This window comes from Bacillus massilinigeriensis (genome assembly GCF_900117315.1).
Classification (GTDB): Bacteria; Bacillota; Bacilli; order Bacillales; family Cytobacillaceae; genus Bacillus_BE; species Bacillus_BE massilionigeriensis.
The window spans coordinates 3,409,288-3,425,441 of the sequence record NZ_LT630337.1 but is presented as its reverse complement, the minus strand read 5'-3'; the positions used below and the strand labels follow the sequence as shown (position 1 = coordinate 3,425,441).

The window sequence follows — 16,154 nt, the reverse complement described above, 5'->3', positions numbered from 1 at the left end:
AATCAAGTTTCATCCCTTTTTTTAAGCTAATATTCAGATACGATACTTTTCCAAATGTATAAGTGAGGGGCTGCGGACTCGATGGATTGGATGCTCTTAGATTGATCGTTTCCTACCCATACCCCTGCAGTTAAATCCTTTGTCAGACCAACAAACCAATAATCCTTATAATCATTTGTTGTTCCTGTTTTTCCACCAGCATACTCCGTTTGAAAATAGGCTTTACGGGCCGTACCTGAAGTCATTGTTTTTTGCATTAAACTACGTATTTTAGATACGGTATCCTTACTCCAAACCTTTGATTTCTTATCATCCCACTTGAAAAGGATATTTCCGTTTAAATCTGTTACCTTTGTTATTGCACGAGGAGGTTGATAAAACCCATCATTGGCAAAAACAGTATAGGCTCCAGTTAGCTCGATTGGAGACATTCCGTACGTAAATCCACCAATTGCTGCAGCTAATGTATAATCCTTTGAAGTTAGCTTTTGAAACTGAAAATGCTTAAGGTCTGAAAACCCATGATTAATTCCAATTGCATCTAACAAACGGATCGCTGGGGTATTATACGAATGGATAAATGCCTGTTCAAGGCTCACCATTCCATAAGTTGCCCCGCCATAATTTTCAGGGCAATAGCCTTTACTGCAAAAGGGTCCAGCATTAATGGTTGCTGTTAACGATGATTGTGTTCTTTCAATATAAGGGGCATAATCTAACAGCGGCTTTATGGAAGAACCAGGTTGCCGATATGCTTGAAATCCCCGGTGAAAATTATACTTTTGATAATTTTTCCCTCCTACAAGGGCAATGAGTTGATGGCTGCTGTGATGAACAACAGCGACTGCACCCTCGACATCCTTGTAAGGTAAATATTGATTGACTGCTTTGACTGCCCGATCCTGAACGAATCCATCCAAGGCAGTATGGATGATAATCCCTGAATCAATAATAGATTGGACACGTTTCGATAGCTTTTCGTCAAGCTGTTTTTGTTCCTTTGAATTTGCCCTTCTTATTTTACTGTCATAGCCTTCTTTAAGGGAAATTAAATCCCTTAACTCTTTCTCAACAAACGTAGTATAATCAGGGTATAAATCAATTCTTTTCTTTAAGCTCAGATGAATAGGCTCCCTTGAAATTTTTAGAGCCTCCTCATGGCTTAAATATCCTTTTTCACTTAGTTGATTTAAGAGTCGTTCTTGTCGATTTTTCGTACGCTTAAAATACGCAATCGGGTCATATAAGGAAGGATTGTTAGGAATGGCGGCCAAAAAGGCTAGCTCAGCCTTTGATAATTTTCCAGTGCTTTTTTGAAAATATTTTTGTGCAGCTGCCTCAATTCCATAAGCGCCTTTTGAAAAATAAATTGCATTAATATAGAACTCTAAAATTTCCTCTTTAGAATACTTCCTTTCTAACTGATAGGCATATAGCAGCTCACTTAATTTACGATTATAGGATTTTTCATAATTTAAGTAGAGATTGCGTGCAAGCTGCTGAGTAATCGTACTGGCACCTTGCTCAATGTCACTGGAACTCACATTAATGGCAAGGGCTCTAGCCATTGCAGAAAGATCAAATCCTTGATGATTATAAAAATTCTGATCTTCAGAAACGATTAGTAAATCTTTAAGAAAAGAAGGAATCTTATCATCTGTTAAATAAATTCGATGAATGGGGCCATAAAGCTCTGAAATGACTCGATGATTATCATCCTTTATATAACTTGTCTGTGTAAGCTTGACGTCCGTCATAGGAATCCTTTCGTCAAGAACCTCTGGAAGACTTTGAACCTTCTTTGTTTCATTTGTGATTGTGATGGTTAGGTATATAAAAATGGGTAAGATTAATAGAGTAATAATAAAACCAGTGAAAATTCGCACCGTAATAAGTTCATTCCTTTTTAGAATTAAATATGGGTTATTCTCATGGATTGAAGATACCCTTCTCTCATCATAATTCATAATACCCAAACTATAAAGGCACATATTTTATATATAAGATGGAATTTATTAACTTGCGCAGATATCAGTGACCATGGACAAGGGGAAACATGTATAAGGACACATTCTTTTTCAAGAATATTTTAGAAAAATAAAAAAACTCTATGTTATCGTGATATAATAGAATATAAAATTTGAGAACCTCATTTTTTGTAAAAGTTCCATATTGTTAGTTTAGTATTTATGGGAAGTAGGTGGATTAATGAACGAGGAGCACCAGCACATCTTTATTGATTTTGAGTTTACCATGCCAGAAAAAAGTCCAAACTACAGGGGATTTTATCCAGAGATTATTGAAGTTGGGCTGGTTACAGTTGTAGATGATAAGATAAGTAACATGTTTTCTTCCTATGTAAGGCCAGTCCAATTTCCAGTTTTGTCAAGAAGATGTAAGTCATTTCTCAATATTTCACAAGAACAGGTCGATAATGGAATGACATTCATTCAACTAGTTAAAAAGTTAGATGAAATCAATAATAAAACCAACAAGAATTCCATCGTTACTTGGGGGAATATGGACATGAAGGTTTTGAGACAGAATTGTAGAAATGCGAATCTCCAATTTCCTTTTAATGGAAGGGAAATTGATTTATCTATGGAATACAAGAAATTCTTCGGGGATCAAAACCAAACAGGATTATGGAAGGCTGTACAGGCGTATGGGAAGGAAGGAACGGGTAAACACCATCGAGCATTAGATGACGCATTAACGACCTACAATATCTTTAGCTTAGTTGAAAAGGATAAAAGATATTTAGGAAAAGCCGAACCAACCACGATTGGGGACCGTGTCGATTTCTCAAAGCTATTAAATAAGTTTGCATAAAAGCCAAATCCTAATAAAGTGATTTGGCTTTTATCATTTTATCATTATTCAACCTGTCAGTTTATTGGAACGTAGGGCATTTTGTTTTCTTTTGGCGTACCCTGAAGCTTTCGATAGAAACGATTAATTACTTAAAGTAGTCATTTTCCAATGATTGTATGTTCCTTAAACTCATTTCTGCCCAGGGAGATGAATCATTTTCTAATTCCTGTTTTATTTTTTCAACGGCGATTTTCAATGATTCTTGATAGTTAGGTAATTCTTCTTCGAATCTTTTAACCATCTTTTTTGGGACGTTGGTTTGCTCTCGATAGGCTAATGCTCTTCTTTCATGAAAGAAACCAACCTCGACATCCTTAGGATGGTGAATATCTCCTTGCATGGGGTGGCGTACTACGGCTAATATGCGAACCAAGTAATGCTGAGGTCGAATATCTGTAATTTCACCAATATATTTCCCAGTTTTGTAAATGGCCGTTACTCTTTCTCCAATTTGAAGCTCTTCCATCTCATTTCCCCATTTCCTTCATATTTCTAAATGTATTATCCCGCAAAACGGTTAAAAAGACAAAAAGACGGATTCAATCCTTTTTGTTGGATTGGGGTTTATTTACTGATATAATCTATTTGAACAATGTCAATAGGAGGAAAGGGAGAAGACTTTGTTTCATTCTTATGTATTAGCACTGTTTTTATATTTTCCTGAAGACAAAACGGAATATATCCCTGCTGCCATTTGGTTAGTGATCTTTATGATTGCAGCGGTATTGACAACAAGATTAATCATCCATGTGTCCCGAAAAGAAGCGAGAGAAGCAAAAAAAATTGAGGACAGAATGAATCTATTAAATGAAAAGGAGAGCAGCCGTTAGTGGGTTGTTCTCCTTTTTTGTTTTACGTTTATAAAAGCCTATTCAAAAGCAATTTTGAGCCGTTCGAGTCCATCTAATAAGGTATTTCTCGTGCAGGCTATGTTCATCCTTACAAAGCCCTCTCCACCAGGTCCATATTTCATTCCTGGCTCTAGAGCAAGCTTCCCTTTCTGTAACAGGCTCTCTCGTATTTCTTGATCAGATAATCCAAGATTTCGGCAATCAAGCCATAATAAATAAGTACCATCTGGATTAATGAAATTAATCTTAGGAATATGATTCGCGATATATTCTCTTGCGATATCGACATTTTCCTTTAAATATGGAAGTAATTCCTCTAACCACTGTTCCCCGTAGCGATAGCTAGCTTCTAAAGCAATAATACCGAAAATATTAAGTCCATGTAATCCCTGTTTGGCTAAGGTTGCTTCAAAGGATTTTCGAATGGATGGATTAGCAATAATAACTGCAGACGCTTGCAGACCAGCAATATTGAAAGTCTTGGTAGGTGCAATGCAAGTAAGGATAAAATCCTTATATTGCTCATTTAATGACGCAATTGGAATATGCCGATTTGGCTTGAAGATTAAATCAGAATGAATTTCATCAGCGAGTATAAGACAATTATATTTCTGGCAAAGCTCGGCTATTTGTCTTAGCTCCGCTTCAGTCCAAACTCTTCCTCCTGGATTATGAGGATTACAGAGCAAGAAAAGTTTCACTCCATTTTTCAGATTTTCTTCAAACTGGGAAAAATCGATTTCATAGCGATTATTCACTAGCAGCAAGGGACTATTTACGACTTCACGATTATTTTTCTCAATCATGGTAAAAAAGGGTGTATAAACAGGTGATTGCAGCATCACTTTGTCACCAGGATTTGTTAATGCCTGAATCGCAGTACTTATGGCTGGGACTATCCCGGAATGAAATTTAATCCAAGAAAGTTCAATATCCCATCCATGTCTATTCTTTACCCAAGCTTGAACAGCCTTTGAAACGGATGGAGAAGAATAGGTGTAACCAAAAATTCCGTGATTTAATCTTTTTTGAATAGCTTCCTTTACTTCAATCGGTGATTCAAAGTCCATATCAGCGACCCACATAGGAAGTACATCACTAGTCCCAAAAATTTCCTTTGTTAATTCCCATTTGACTGACGAAGTATTTTTCCGATTTACTACTTGATTAAAATCATAGCTAGCCATAACGTCACCCCTTTTAAAATTCTTATGTACCTATTTATATGATAAGGGGTGGAAATAAAAAGTAAAATCATTAACTCTAATTAATGAAAAAAGTTACCTGCATGAAGCAGTTTCCCTTTCTTATGAAGCTTAATTAATGGTATTTTTAGAAAAGTAGCAAAATGATGAGATAATGTCATGAAATTCTGCTATAATAATTGTATTTCAAAAAAGGTTATGGAGTGAAAGACATGAAGTTAACGGAACAGGAACTCGAAATTCTAGAGGTTCTTGAAAAAAACGCAAGAACAACCAATGAGGATCTTGCAAAAATGACCAATCTTGATATTTCTGAGGTTGAATCCATTATTAAAAAGCTGGAGCATGAAAAAATTATTGTTACCCATACTTCGATTGTCAATTGGTCAAAGGTCGAGGGACATGTGGGAGTAACAGCTATGATTGACGTAAAGGTTACTCCACAACGAGGAGTAGGCTTTGATGATGTTGCCCAAAGAATTTATCGTTTTAAAGAGGTAAAATCCGTTTATTTGATGTCTGGAGCCTATGATTTATCTGTAGTCATTGAAGGAAAGACAATGAATGAAGTTGCCCATTTTGTATCAGAAAAACTTTCAACACTGGACTCAGTTATTTCAACGACTACTCACTTTATCTTGAAGAAATATAAGCATGATGGGAAAGTTTTTGAACAAAACGACGAAGATAAACGAATCGTGGTGTCACCATAATGGAACAAACGAAATCCTATATATCTAAAACAGTTGATGAACTTAAGCCATCTGGGATTCGACGTTTTTTTGATTTAGCAGCTGGTGTAGAGGGCGTCATATCATTAGGAGTAGGAGAGCCTGACTTTGTGACCTCTTGGTCCATTCGAGAGGCAGCCATTTTATCACTTGAGCAAGGCTATACTTCTTATACTGCTAATGCTGGTTTAATCGAATTAAGAAAAGAAATTTCATATTATTTAAGCGACCGATTCAAGGTTGATTATAATCCGAAGAACCAAATCATCGTAACGGTTGGTGGTAGTCAAGCATTAGATATAGCATTAAGAACCATTCTTGACCCTGGGGATGAGGTTATTGTATTGGACCCAAGCTTTGTTGCCTATGCTCCTTTAGTGACTCTAGCAGGTGGTAAACCAATTGAGGTTCAGACATTAAAGGAAAATGATTTCAAGGTTACTCCTGAGCAGCTTGAAAAAGCTGTCACAGAGAGAACAAAGGCAATTATTCTATGTTCTCCAAATAATCCAACTGGATCCATGATGACGAAAAAGGAATTAGAAAGGTTTTCCGACTTCGTTATAAAGAATGATTTGTTAGTCATTTCGGATGAAATATATGCAGAGCTTAGCTATGATGAGGAATATACAAGCCTTGCAACAATAAGAGGAATGAAGGAACGGACCATTCTAATTTCCGGTTTCTCAAAAGGATTCGCAATGACTGGATGGCGCCTTGGCTTTGTATGTGCTCCAATCGAAATCTCGGAGGCAATGTTAAAAATACATCAATATGGAATGATGTGTGCTTCCACAATGTCCCAATATGCGGCCATTGAGGCCTTAAAGAATGGCAGAGACGATGTGGAGGAAATGAAAAAAAGCTATCGCCGTCGTAGAAATTATTTTGTCCAATCACTTAATGAAATTGGACTCACTTGTCATGTTCCTGGTGGAGCATTTTATGCTTTTCCATCGATCAAAAGCACAGGATTAACCTCTGAGCAATTTGCTGAAAGATTGATACTAGAAGAAAAAGTGGCTGTTGTACCTGGTGATGTATTCGGTATTAGCGGTGAAGGTCATGTGCGTTGTTCCTATGCTTCATCAATGGAACAGCTTCAAGAAGCGATTAAAAGAATGGAGAAATTTCTCAAGAAATTTTAGTGGCTTTTTTAAGAGTCATTTAGGAAGATAAAAAAAAGGACAAACGATTGACGGTTTGTCCAATACAAAAAGGGGGGAATACTAGAAAGCCTTATCATAAGGTTAACCAGTATTCCCCTTTTTATACCTTTTTTGGGAGAGTTTTTATACTATCTGGTAATTTTTCTATTGTATTTGCTTATAAAATCCTCTATTTTCATAAAAAATAACTAAGGAGCTCATTGAGCAATTAACTCTGAGGTGGGTACATCTAGAACAGTAGATATCAACAGAATCATATTTGTGTCAGGAATCTGCTCTCCCGACTCATATTTTTCAACCCTTGCTAAACCTACTCGAAGTTTAAATGCAAGTTCTTCCTGGGTTAAATTATGGTTCTCTCGTGCTTTTTTTATGTTTTGACCAACAGTTGACATCATCTCATCCCCCTTGCAATTGTTCTTTAAGTTGATTTTAACACGGCTAAATGTAAATTTATTCTATTTAATTGAACATTCTGTTAATTCGAAGAAACAATCTATTCCCTTATCTTTTGTATTAAGAAGGAGTTTGTGATATAATTTTTTATTGCGTATAAATGGGATAAAATAAAAATGATTTAGGAGTGTTTCTATGGCAGAAACTATCGAAGTAGGCAGTGTGTTAAAAGGAAAAGTGACTGGAATTCAACCATATGGAGCATTTGTTGCTCTTGATGAAAATACTCAAGGTCTTGTTCACATTTCTGAAATTACTCATGGATTTGTAAAGGATATTAACGAATTCCTAAAAGTCGGCGATGAGGTTAATGTAAAAGTATTATCCATTGATTCAGAAGCTGGAAAAATTGGATTATCCATTCGTGCAACCGAAGAAGCACCTGCACAACCTGAAGTACAAAAGGTTAAAAAGCCACGTAGACGTCAAGCAGCTGCTGCAATTAAGCAAGAAGCTGAAGCACCACAAGGATTTAATACTCTAAAAGATAAACTTCAAGAGTGGATTGATCAATCACAAAAATAATCCCAATTATTAATGGCCAAGTTATTGCTTGGCTTTTTTTATTGGCCACATACTCCTAACTCAATCTATTCCTTTATTCTAATTCGTCACATATTATATATATTTATTATAATTTTAAGAGATTGGGTGTGTATGTTATCATATAGTTAAATTGGTATTCAAACAATTTAAAGAAGTTAAAAAGCATAGAGTATTAAGATAATTAGAAAAGGAGGACTGGATATGACAAAATCACAATCCATCATTGAACAGACTGAAAAATATGGTGCAAATAATTATCACCCTCTTCCAATCGTCATTTCTAAAGCAGAAGGGGTCTGGGTAGAAGATCCCGAAGGAAACAAATATATGGATATGCTAAGTGCGTATTCTGCCGTAAATCAAGGTCACCGTCATCCCAAAATTATTCAAGCATTAAAAGAACAAGCAGATAGAGTAACCTTAACTTCACGGGCCTTTCATAATGATCAGCTTGGGCCATGGTATGAAAAAGTATGTCAATTAACAAATATGGAAATGGTACTTCCTATGAATACTGGTGCAGAAGCAGTAGAAACTGCAATAAAGGCTGCTCGTAGATGGGCATATGATGTGAAAGGGGTTGCTGAAGATCAAGCAGAAATCATCGCCTGCATTGGGAATTTTCACGGCCGTACAATGACAGCGGTTTCATTATCGTCAGACCCGGAATATAAAAGGGGATTTGGTCCGATGCTCCCTGGAATTAAGCTTATTCCGTTTGGTGATCTCGAAGCATTAAAGGCTGCCATTACTCCAAATACTGCTGCATTGTTAATTGAACCTATTCAAGGGGAAGCTGGAATCATTATTCCACCGGAAGGATTTTTGAAGGAAGCATCAAATATATGTAAGAAAGAAAACGTCTTATTTATTGCAGATGAAATACAAGCTGGTCTTGGACGTTCAGGGAAGATGTTTGCCTGTGAATGGGAGGATGTTGTTCCCGATATGTACATTCTTGGTAAAGCACTTGGAGGGGGAGTATTTCCTATTTCCTGTGTCGTCTCAAATAATGAGATCTTAGGGGTTTTTAATCCAGGGTCACACGGCTCAACCTTTGGGGGAAACCCAATGGCCTGTGCAGTATCCATTGCATCCCTTAATGTATTAATAGAAGAAAAACTTGCAGACCGTTCCCTCCGCCTTGGAGAGTATTTTGTTTCAAAGTTAAAGGAAATCAATAATCCTTTGATTAAAGAAGTAAGAGGAAAGGGTTTATTTATTGGTGTTGAGCTCAGTGAACCTGCAAGGAAATATTGTGAAGAACTTAAAGAAAAGGGGCTCTTATGTAAAGAAACCCATGACACGGTCATTCGCTTTGCCCCACCACTTGTCATAATGGAAGAGGAATTAGATTGGGCCATTGAACGAATTAAAGAGGTATTGTGTTGAATTAGAGAAATAAAGCTAGGGTCTTATTATTATAAAAAAACAATCCTTGTGATTTGATGCAAGGATTGTTTTTTCAATTTCTCATATGAGTAAATACTATCTGCTTGGCTTAGCCTGAGGCGATCTTTCCATTTCTTCATTTGGCTTAAAGAGTAAGCCAAGGTTTATAAGACCACAAAGCCCAACTAAACCGTATATGATTCGAGCAAGGGTAGAGGATTGTCCACCAAAAATAGATGCTACAAGATCATATTGGAAAAATCCAATTAAACCCCAGTTTATTGCTCCAATGATGGTAAGAACTAGTGCAATACGTTGAATAAAGCTCATGATGTATCCTCCTTTTTTTGGGTTCACTAATATAGTTAATCATCAAACCATTATTTATACAGGAATTCCATTGAGAATTTCTTGTTTTTGCATTAATTTCCTTTTTATTAGATAATATATTCGAAGAGGAGGTTGAATTCTTTGCAGAACTTTACATATTGGAATCCAACAAAATTGATTTTTGGAAAAGATCAACTTGTACAACTGAAAAAGGAAGTTCCTCGCTATGGAAAGAGGGTACTACTTGTTTATGGTGGGGGTAGCATCAAGAAAAATGGGCTGTATGATCAGGTAATTGACACTTTGAAAGAGATTCAAGCAGAGATTTTTGAACTTTCTGGTGTGGAACCTAATCCAAGGATTACAACTGCTCGAAAGGGAATTGAAATTTGTAAAAATGAAGGAATTGATTTTATTTTAGCAGTCGGTGGAGGCAGTGTTATTGACTGTACGAAATTAATCGCCGCTGGAGCAAAATATGATGGCGATGCGTGGGATATTGTTACCAAAAAATCATTTGCAACGGAGGCATTACCTTTTGGTACAGTCTTGACCCTTGCTGCAACAGGATCTGAAATGAATTCCGGCTCGGTTATAACGAACTGGGAAACAAATGAGAAATATGGTTGGGGATCACCAGCTGTATTCCCGAGATTTTCGATTCTGGATCCGACGAATACATATACTGTACCAAGAAATCAGACTGTCTACGGAATTGTAGACATGATGTCTCATACCTTCGAGCATTATTTTCATCTGGAAGAAAACACTTTATTGCAGGACCGTATGTGTGAAGGATTGCTATTGACGGTGATGGAAGCTGCGCCAAAGCTACTAGAAAATCTAGAAAGCTATGAGCACCGTGCCACAATTTTATATAATGGGACGATTGCTCTAAACGGGATGATTTCCATGGGATTCAGAGGAGATTGGGCAACTCATAATATTGAACATGCTGTTTCTGCCATTTATGATATCCCTCATGGTGGAGGATTAGCTATTCTATTCCCTAACTGGATGAAGCATAATTTGAGTGTGAAGCCAGAGCGATTTAAACAGCTTGCAGTTCGAGTTTTTGGTGTGAATCCAGAAGGAAAAACCACAGAGGAAGTGGGACTCGAAGGAATAGAAAAGTTAAGAGAATTCTGGAGTAGTCTCGGTGCCCCATCAAGACTAGCTGATTACGAAATCGATGATAGCAAAATTGATGTAATGGCAGATAAAGCAATGGTTAATGGAGAATTTGGTGTATTCAAAAAGCTAAATCGCGACGATGTGCTCGCTATTTATCGCGCTTCTCTGTAAAAATAATAAAGGAACCATTTTCAAAAGTTAAAATGGTTCCTTTATATGTAGATATTAAAACATATACATATTTAAGTTGAATAAGTAAAAAATATGTCATAATTGGATGCGCTTACAAATAAAGGGACTCCTTGATTCCGACTTCGGACTTCGATAAAGTGAAATAGTAAATAATATAGATGGAGGATCATTCATGACACATATTCGATTTGATTACTCAAAAGCACTTAGTTTTTTTGGCGAACACGAAATTACATACTTGAGTGATGCAATTAAGGTTGCTCATCATTCACTACATGAAAAAACTGGTGCGGGAAATGACTTCTTAGGATGGATTGACCTACCTGTAGACTATGATAAAGAAGAATTTTCACGCATCCAAAAAGCAGCAGAAAAAATTAAAGCGGATTCTGATGTATTACTTGTAATTGGAATTGGCGGATCTTACTTAGGAGCACGCGCTGCAATTGAGATGCTTCAACACAGCTTTTATAATGCACTTTCAAAAGAACAGCGTAAAACACCACAAATCATCTTTGTAGGAAATAACATTAGCTCGTCTTATATGAGAGATGTAATGGATCTACTTGAAGGAAAAGATTTTTCCATCAATGTTATTTCTAAATCTGGTACAACAACAGAACCTGCAATTGCCTTCCGCATTTTCCGCAAACTTCTTGAAGAGAAGTATGGTGTAGAGGAAGCAAGAAAAAGAATATTTGCTACAACTGACAAGGCTCGTGGAGCATTAAAAACTTTATCCAATGAAGAGGGCTATGAAACATTTGTTATTGCAGATGACATCGGCGGCCGTTATTCCGTATTAACTGCTGTTGGGTTATTACCGATTGCTGTAAGTGGTGCTGATATTGAAGCTATGATGAAGGGAGCAGCTTCAGCTCGTGAAGACTTTAGTAAGTCTGAAGTAGAGGAAAACCTTGCTTATCAATACGCTGCTGTTCGTAATGCCCTTTATAATAAAGGAAAAACCATCGAGATGTTAATTAACTATGAACCAGGTCTTCAATATTTCTCAGAATGGTGGAAACAGCTATTCGGAGAAAGCGAAGGGAAAGACCAAAAGGGAATTTACCCATCTTCAGCTAACTTTTCAACTGATTTACACTCTCTTGGACAATATGTTCAAGAAGGTCGCCGTGATTTATTTGAGACCGTTATTAAGGTTGAAAACCCACGTCACGAATTAACAATCGAAGCAGCTGAAAATGATCTAGATGGTTTAAATTATCTTGCTGGAAAAACCGTTGACTTTGTAAATAATAAAGCATTCGAAGGAACCATGCTTGCTCATACAGACGGAGGAGTTCCTAACTTAATCGTATCTATTCCAAAAATGGATGAATACACATTTGGATATTTAGTCTATTTCTTTGAAAAGGCATGTGCGATGAGCGGCTATTTATTAGGAGTAAATCCATTTGATCAACCTGGTGTTGAAGCATATAAAGTAAATATGTTTGCCCTTCTTGGAAAACCAGGCTATGAAGAAAAGAAAGCAGAGCTTGAAAAACGCCTAAAATAATAAATGATTTGAAATACGAAAGAGTGTTAGTCATAGACTAACACTCTTTTTTTCGGAGAAACTAATCAAAAATCGTGAAAGGAGAATGAATGGATGATTGAAATTCCTTCCAAAATTGAAGGCAAGCAGTATGATTTGTATAAACTTGAACAGCTTTTGAAACCCCTAGGATATGCAATTGGGGGAAATTGGGATTATGATCATGGTTCGTTTGACTACAAGATTGCAGATCAGGGTGAGTATCAATTTTTACGGGTTCCTTTTCAGGCAATTGATGGACAATTGGATTCAAGGGGTTGTACGGTAGAGCTATCAAGGCCGTATCTCCTTGGGCATCAATATGAGAGGGGATTGGATCAAGCTTCAACTGGGAACTTTTCTGCTTCTTTTAATCAATTTGCTGAACCTGTTAACAAAGATGCCGATGTTCCAGAGAGGTTTGTGGAGCTAGGAAAAGCAATGATTTTTGAACTGGAGTCTATACTGACCTAAGATTTTATTAGTAATATATTGATTTTGGTGGTTATTAGGTCAATTTTTCAAACCTAAAAAATAAGGCAGTAGAAAGCCGAAAAGGGAAAGGAGAGCCACTAATGCCGCTATATAGTCGGAATATGAGCGGCATCAAGTTCTATTTTTCTCAACAACAAGCAATTGGTCGCTATTATTTATTACGTAGGTGTGAGGAGGATTAATCAAGGTTTCTTCCCCTTTTCGAATTCCAATAAGGAGGGTGCCCTGCTTTAAAAGTTGCGCACTAAGCCCCGATACTGTATACCCTTCGTAGGGCTGCCCTGAGTTTAAGGATAATTGATTATCCTGCAAGTGATTAAGCAAAAGTAAAAGAGAGGAATGCCCTACCTCACCGATTGAAAGACAATTTGACATGACATAGCTTGTTAAAACATTCGATTGGATAATCTCATCTGCTCCGGCCCTTTTTGCATTTGCGACATAATCGGATGTTAAAATCTCAACGATGCATATTAGATTCGGATTAAGTCCCTTTATGGCAAGAAGGGTTAGAATGGTATTCATATCTGCATGCTGTTCGTCCTTATTTTGATCTGCAGTAAGAATAACCTTTTCAGCTTCAGCAATATTCGCTTTCATTAAAATATCATCTAAATTAGCCATTCCTTTAATAAAATGCACTTGTTTATGGGGAATGGGATTGGATTCTAATGTTTGGTCAATTAAGATAATTGAATGTGAATCATGATTAAGTAATGTTGAGATTATTACTCTGGACCTTTCATTCCAACCTACGATAATAAAATGACCTCTCCCCTTAAAGACCATTTTTCCTTCCATGTATTCATTTTGTTTCGTTACGGCTGTCGTTGATAAAGCAACAAAATAAGAGGAAAGAATACCGGCTCCTAAAAATATTAGTATCATTCCAATTACCCTACCGAGAATGCTTTCAGGGACCAAATCACCGTATCCAACAGTTGATGCAGTAATCATCGCCCACCAAATGCCATCAAAAATGGTGGGAAAAACATTCGGTTCAATGACTGAAATAATTAATCCAAATGTAAAAATAATAATTACAGCAATTAATAGTATTCTTAATAAAAGAGGCAATCTCAAAAAGCTTGTATATAAATGGTGTGACATCTTTCTCACCTCTAATCGGTCAAAGTTTACCCTTTCATTATTGACGAGAATGGTGAAAAAAAAACTGGGGCTTCCTTAGAGGGAGGTTATTGTTTCCTTTCCCCTAGGGATAGCCCCAGTGTGATATTTGAATCGTGTTTATCCCGCCTAAACGGGTGTAAGACCCCTGCCTCAGGGTTCTGCGTGTATGCAAAGAAGATAGTAGAGGATTAAAGGTCCGATTGGGTCAACTAACCATCAGTGGGGGATGAAGAAAACCCCGACTGATGGAAGTTTCACTTTATAATCTTTTATCTTTCCAAAAATTCATTTGGAAATGATGGTTAGGATCATAGATTGCAAAGGTATATCCATTTTTTCGAAGGTAATCAATAATCTCTGGTAATTTTTGGATAGTTCCCTTTTTCTCATGGAAAAGTATGATAACAGGGCCTTTTTTTCCTTTTAATCCTGTTTTTACGTTACTGACAATTTTTGCAGGATTACTTGAACTATATTTCCAATCAAGAGAGTCTATATTCCAATCCCACATTTTTAATTTCTTTTTCACAAGTGCATTTCTGAAGGACGTGGTCATATATGGTTTGCTTCCATAAGGGACTCTAGTTAGATGACTATCGACATTTGTAACTTTTTTAAGAGTTAGTCTCGTTTTCTCCATTTCAGTTGCCACATTAGTTGGGCTTCCTTTATATAGCCTGGCTACCGAGTGGGAAACACTGTGTAAACCAACGTAGCTTCCTTCCCTCACAATTCGTTTTGCCGTTAATGGATAACGCTTAATATTCGGTTCAATAAGGAAAAATGTTCCCTTTACTTTTTTTCTATTTAATATATCTAATATTTTTCGAGTATTAACACTTGGACCATCATCAAAGGTTAAATAAACTACTTTTTTTGGACTGCTACTCGTTTTTGCTTGAACGAGTGAGCTGTCACCAAAAATAAAGCTAATAATAAAAATAAATGAAATCAATAGGATGGTTATTTTCTTAGACATTCGTTTCTCCCCTGTACTACTATCTGTTAATATTAGTTTAATATAATAAAATGTAAAAATAAACATATTTAGGTAATATTAAATAATTGTAGTTTGATAAAAAAGGCTTTCCAGTCATCAAAAATTTCTATTTATCATTGTCACCGTGTATTACATAAAAGTTCTTTCCCTGAGGTCCATTGCTGATAAAGATGTATTTATTCTTATGATATGCTACCCTTGATTCTTTGGAATGTATTAAAACCAAAAGAACTTCCAATAATAGTAAAAAAGGCGAGGAGGTATTTCGATGCGAGAAGAAGTGTGTTTAATGAATGTTTCTCGAATCACTGATGCCAGAGCTAAAACCATAAAGTCATTGAATTACTATTTACAGGATGACCATGATAATTGTGTGAGGGCGCTTTGTGATGCATTAAATGGGATTAACCAATTTGAAGCTTCTATGGGATTTGAATTTAATCACAGTGACATGTTTCTAATCATTGCGGATTTAAAGCATTCCATGCTTGAGGCTTTACAGTATTTATATAATAATGATTATCACAATTATGAAAGATTTATTACTGAATTCGTTGGAAAAGCGATTCAATACGAAGGATCACTGCTTGAAAATGTGCTAGGAAATTATAAAGATGATGAGATTATTTCATAATATCCATTAAATTCGTGGACTATCCTCCTAAGAAGGGTAGTCCTTTTTCTTTATGTTAAATGGAAATAGATGTTGTTCTCCCTAACAGAGTAATAAAAATTACTTGTCCTTGTCTGCCTTGCAGCTGCATATACTGTTGTAGAAATAGTTAGCAGGGGGAGAGGAAATGTTTATATTACTAGAAAAGGCTATTCTCGGAATGGCACTATTAAGGATTCTTTCTGGTAGCATTGAAATATTTGCTGCCATCTTAATGATGAAATTTAATGAAATTGAAAAAGCATTGATTATTAATAGCTCATTAGCCCTTGTAGGCCCCATTATATTAATAGCTACCACTACGATTGGTTTATTTGGAATTGCAGAAAAGATTTCGTTTATTAAAATGTTTTGGATTTTCTTAGGGGTTGGATTTATCCTATACGGTATAAAAAGTCATTAGAGGACAATGGCTATCCTTGAGCCAATCTGAAT

The 16,154-nt window shown here is 36.3% G+C and carries 18 protein-coding genes; 11 read left to right on the top strand and 7 right to left on the bottom strand.

Translation table 11 applies throughout. From position 1 onward, the window contains the following. Positions 1–26: 26 nt before the first annotated feature. Positions 27–1,886: a transglycosylase domain-containing protein gene (locus tag BQ6100_RS17065; protein WP_075983613.1), complete on the bottom strand. Its 1,860-nt coding sequence runs from the start codon at positions 1,884–1,886 to the stop codon at positions 27–29. A 322-nt stretch (positions 1,887–2,208) separates the two neighbouring features. Between BQ6100_RS17065 and kapD the strand changes: the two genes are divergently transcribed. Further along, positions 2,209–2,832, top strand: a complete 624-nt coding sequence (kapD, locus tag BQ6100_RS17060) for a 3'-5' exonuclease KapD (protein WP_075982751.1) — start codon at positions 2,209–2,211, stop codon at positions 2,830–2,832. 127 nt (positions 2,833–2,959) lie between these two features. On the opposite strand, the gene BQ6100_RS17055 is transcribed toward kapD, so the two are convergent. Continuing rightward, positions 2,960–3,340: a kinase-associated lipoprotein B gene (locus BQ6100_RS17055; RefSeq protein WP_075982750.1), complete on the bottom strand. Its 381-nt coding sequence runs from the start codon at positions 3,338–3,340 to the stop codon at positions 2,960–2,962. 154 nt (positions 3,341–3,494) lie between these two features. Here BQ6100_RS17055 and BQ6100_RS17050 point away from each other — a divergent pair, with 154 nt between their 5' ends. Beyond that, positions 3,495–3,704, top strand: coding sequence for a hypothetical protein (locus BQ6100_RS17050; RefSeq protein WP_075982749.1), 210 nt, complete (start codon positions 3,495–3,497; stop codon positions 3,702–3,704). 38 nt (positions 3,705–3,742) lie between these two features. On the opposite strand, the gene BQ6100_RS17045 is transcribed toward BQ6100_RS17050, so the two are convergent. Beyond that, entirely contained in the window at positions 3,743–4,912 is a 1,170-nt protein-coding gene (locus BQ6100_RS17045) for a MalY/PatB family protein (protein ID WP_075982748.1), read from the bottom strand. Between the two features lie 230 nt (positions 4,913–5,142). Between BQ6100_RS17045 and BQ6100_RS17040 the strand changes: the two genes are divergently transcribed. Beyond that, positions 5,143–5,643, top strand: coding sequence for an Lrp/AsnC family transcriptional regulator (locus BQ6100_RS17040; protein ID WP_075982747.1), 501 nt, complete (start codon positions 5,143–5,145; stop codon positions 5,641–5,643). After that, positions 5,643–6,809: an aminotransferase gene (locus BQ6100_RS17035; RefSeq protein WP_075982746.1), complete on the top strand. Its 1,167-nt coding sequence runs from the start codon at positions 5,643–5,645 to the stop codon at positions 6,807–6,809. The genes BQ6100_RS17040 and BQ6100_RS17035 overlap by 1 nt, the downstream gene beginning before the upstream one ends. A gap of 218 nt (positions 6,810–7,027) precedes the next feature. Here BQ6100_RS17035 and BQ6100_RS17030 read toward each other — a convergent pair whose 3' ends face one another. After that, positions 7,028–7,225 carry a helix-turn-helix domain-containing protein gene (locus tag BQ6100_RS17030; protein WP_075982745.1) on the bottom strand — a complete coding sequence of 66 codons (198 nt, stop codon included), beginning with the start codon at positions 7,223–7,225 and terminating at the stop codon, positions 7,028–7,030. Positions 7,226–7,421: 196 nt separating this feature from the next. Between BQ6100_RS17030 and yugI the strand changes: the two genes are divergently transcribed. Both yugI and BQ6100_RS17020 read left to right on the top strand, forming a co-directional pair. Further along, entirely contained in the window at positions 7,422–7,811 is a 390-nt protein-coding gene (gene yugI / locus BQ6100_RS17025) for a S1 domain-containing post-transcriptional regulator GSP13 (protein ID WP_075982744.1), read from the top strand. 222 nt (positions 7,812–8,033) lie between these two features. After that, the gene (locus BQ6100_RS17020; RefSeq protein ID WP_075982743.1) at positions 8,034–9,224 is read left to right on the top strand and encodes an ornithine--oxo-acid transaminase; all 1,191 of its coding nucleotides are present in this window, start codon (positions 8,034–8,036) and stop codon (positions 9,222–9,224) included. A 96-nt stretch (positions 9,225–9,320) separates the two neighbouring features. Here the strand turns inward: BQ6100_RS17020 and BQ6100_RS17015 are convergent, their stop codons facing one another. Further along, positions 9,321–9,554, bottom strand: a complete 234-nt coding sequence (locus BQ6100_RS17015) for a DUF378 domain-containing protein (protein ID WP_075982742.1) — start codon at positions 9,552–9,554, stop codon at positions 9,321–9,323. Between the two features lie 141 nt (positions 9,555–9,695). On the opposite strand from BQ6100_RS17015, the gene BQ6100_RS17010 reads away from it, so the two are divergent. The 3 genes from BQ6100_RS17010 (at position 9,696) to BQ6100_RS17000 (ending at position 12,894) form a co-directional block, all read left to right on the top strand. Further along, on the top strand, positions 9,696–10,859 hold the full coding sequence (locus BQ6100_RS17010; RefSeq protein ID WP_075982741.1) for an iron-containing alcohol dehydrogenase: 1,164 nt from the start codon (positions 9,696–9,698) through the stop codon (positions 10,857–10,859). Between the two features lie 193 nt (positions 10,860–11,052). Continuing rightward, positions 11,053–12,402 carry a glucose-6-phosphate isomerase gene (locus tag BQ6100_RS17005; protein WP_075982740.1) on the top strand — a complete coding sequence of 450 codons (1,350 nt, stop codon included), beginning with the start codon at positions 11,053–11,055 and terminating at the stop codon, positions 12,400–12,402. Positions 12,403–12,495: 93 nt separating this feature from the next. Continuing rightward, on the top strand, positions 12,496–12,894 hold the full coding sequence (locus BQ6100_RS17000) for a YugN-like family protein (protein ID WP_075982739.1): 399 nt from the start codon (positions 12,496–12,498) through the stop codon (positions 12,892–12,894). A gap of 132 nt (positions 12,895–13,026) precedes the next feature. Here the strand turns inward: BQ6100_RS17000 and BQ6100_RS16995 are convergent, their stop codons facing one another. Together BQ6100_RS16995 and BQ6100_RS16990 are read right to left on the bottom strand one after the other, a co-directional pair. Beyond that, on the bottom strand, positions 13,027–14,025 hold the full coding sequence (locus tag BQ6100_RS16995; protein WP_075982738.1) for a potassium channel family protein: 999 nt from the start codon (positions 14,023–14,025) through the stop codon (positions 13,027–13,029). A gap of 280 nt (positions 14,026–14,305) precedes the next feature. After that, positions 14,306–15,025: a polysaccharide deacetylase family protein gene (locus BQ6100_RS16990; protein ID WP_075982737.1), complete on the bottom strand. Its 720-nt coding sequence runs from the start codon at positions 15,023–15,025 to the stop codon at positions 14,306–14,308. A 289-nt stretch (positions 15,026–15,314) separates the two neighbouring features. On the opposite strand from BQ6100_RS16990, the gene BQ6100_RS16985 reads away from it, so the two are divergent. Next, positions 15,315–15,680: a hypothetical protein gene (locus BQ6100_RS16985; RefSeq protein ID WP_075982736.1), complete on the top strand. Its 366-nt coding sequence runs from the start codon at positions 15,315–15,317 to the stop codon at positions 15,678–15,680. Between the two features lie 166 nt (positions 15,681–15,846). Then, positions 15,847–16,122, top strand: a complete 276-nt coding sequence (locus BQ6100_RS16980; protein WP_075982735.1) for a YqhV family protein — start codon at positions 15,847–15,849, stop codon at positions 16,120–16,122. The last annotated feature ends 32 nt before the right edge of the window (positions 16,123–16,154 follow it).

Bases quoted from the DNA above. Each gene is read 5' to 3' on its own strand.
- kapD (WP_075982751.1), top strand. From the start codon at position 2,209: ATGAACGAGGAGCACCAGCACATCTTTATTGATTTTGAGTTTACCATG.
- BQ6100_RS17055 (WP_075982750.1), bottom strand. From the start codon at position 3,340: ATGGAAGAGCTTCAAATTGGAGAAAGAGTAACGGCCATTTACAAAACT.
- BQ6100_RS17045 (WP_075982748.1), bottom strand. From the start codon at position 4,912: ATGGCTAGCTATGATTTTAATCAAGTAGTAAATCGGAAAAATACTTCG.
- BQ6100_RS17040 (WP_075982747.1), top strand. From the start codon at position 5,143: ATGAAGTTAACGGAACAGGAACTCGAAATTCTAGAGGTTCTTGAAAAA.
- BQ6100_RS17035 (WP_075982746.1), top strand. From the start codon at position 5,643: ATGGAACAAACGAAATCCTATATATCTAAAACAGTTGATGAACTTAAG.
- BQ6100_RS17030 (WP_075982745.1), bottom strand. From the start codon at position 7,225: ATGTCAACTGTTGGTCAAAACATAAAAAAAGCACGAGAGAACCATAAT.
- yugI (WP_075982744.1), top strand. From the start codon at position 7,422: ATGGCAGAAACTATCGAAGTAGGCAGTGTGTTAAAAGGAAAAGTGACT.
- BQ6100_RS17020 (WP_075982743.1), top strand. From the start codon at position 8,034: ATGACAAAATCACAATCCATCATTGAACAGACTGAAAAATATGGTGCA.
- BQ6100_RS17015 (WP_075982742.1), bottom strand. From the start codon at position 9,554: ATGAGCTTTATTCAACGTATTGCACTAGTTCTTACCATCATTGGAGCA.
- BQ6100_RS17005 (WP_075982740.1), top strand. From the start codon at position 11,053: ATGACACATATTCGATTTGATTACTCAAAAGCACTTAGTTTTTTTGGC.
- BQ6100_RS17000 (WP_075982739.1), top strand. From the start codon at position 12,496: ATGATTGAAATTCCTTCCAAAATTGAAGGCAAGCAGTATGATTTGTAT.
- BQ6100_RS16995 (WP_075982738.1), bottom strand. From the start codon at position 14,025: ATGTCACACCATTTATATACAAGCTTTTTGAGATTGCCTCTTTTATTA.
- BQ6100_RS16990 (WP_075982737.1), bottom strand. From the start codon at position 15,025: ATGTCTAAGAAAATAACCATCCTATTGATTTCATTTATTTTTATTATT.
- BQ6100_RS16985 (WP_075982736.1), top strand. From the start codon at position 15,315: ATGCGAGAAGAAGTGTGTTTAATGAATGTTTCTCGAATCACTGATGCC.
- BQ6100_RS16980 (WP_075982735.1), top strand. From the start codon at position 15,847: ATGTTTATATTACTAGAAAAGGCTATTCTCGGAATGGCACTATTAAGG.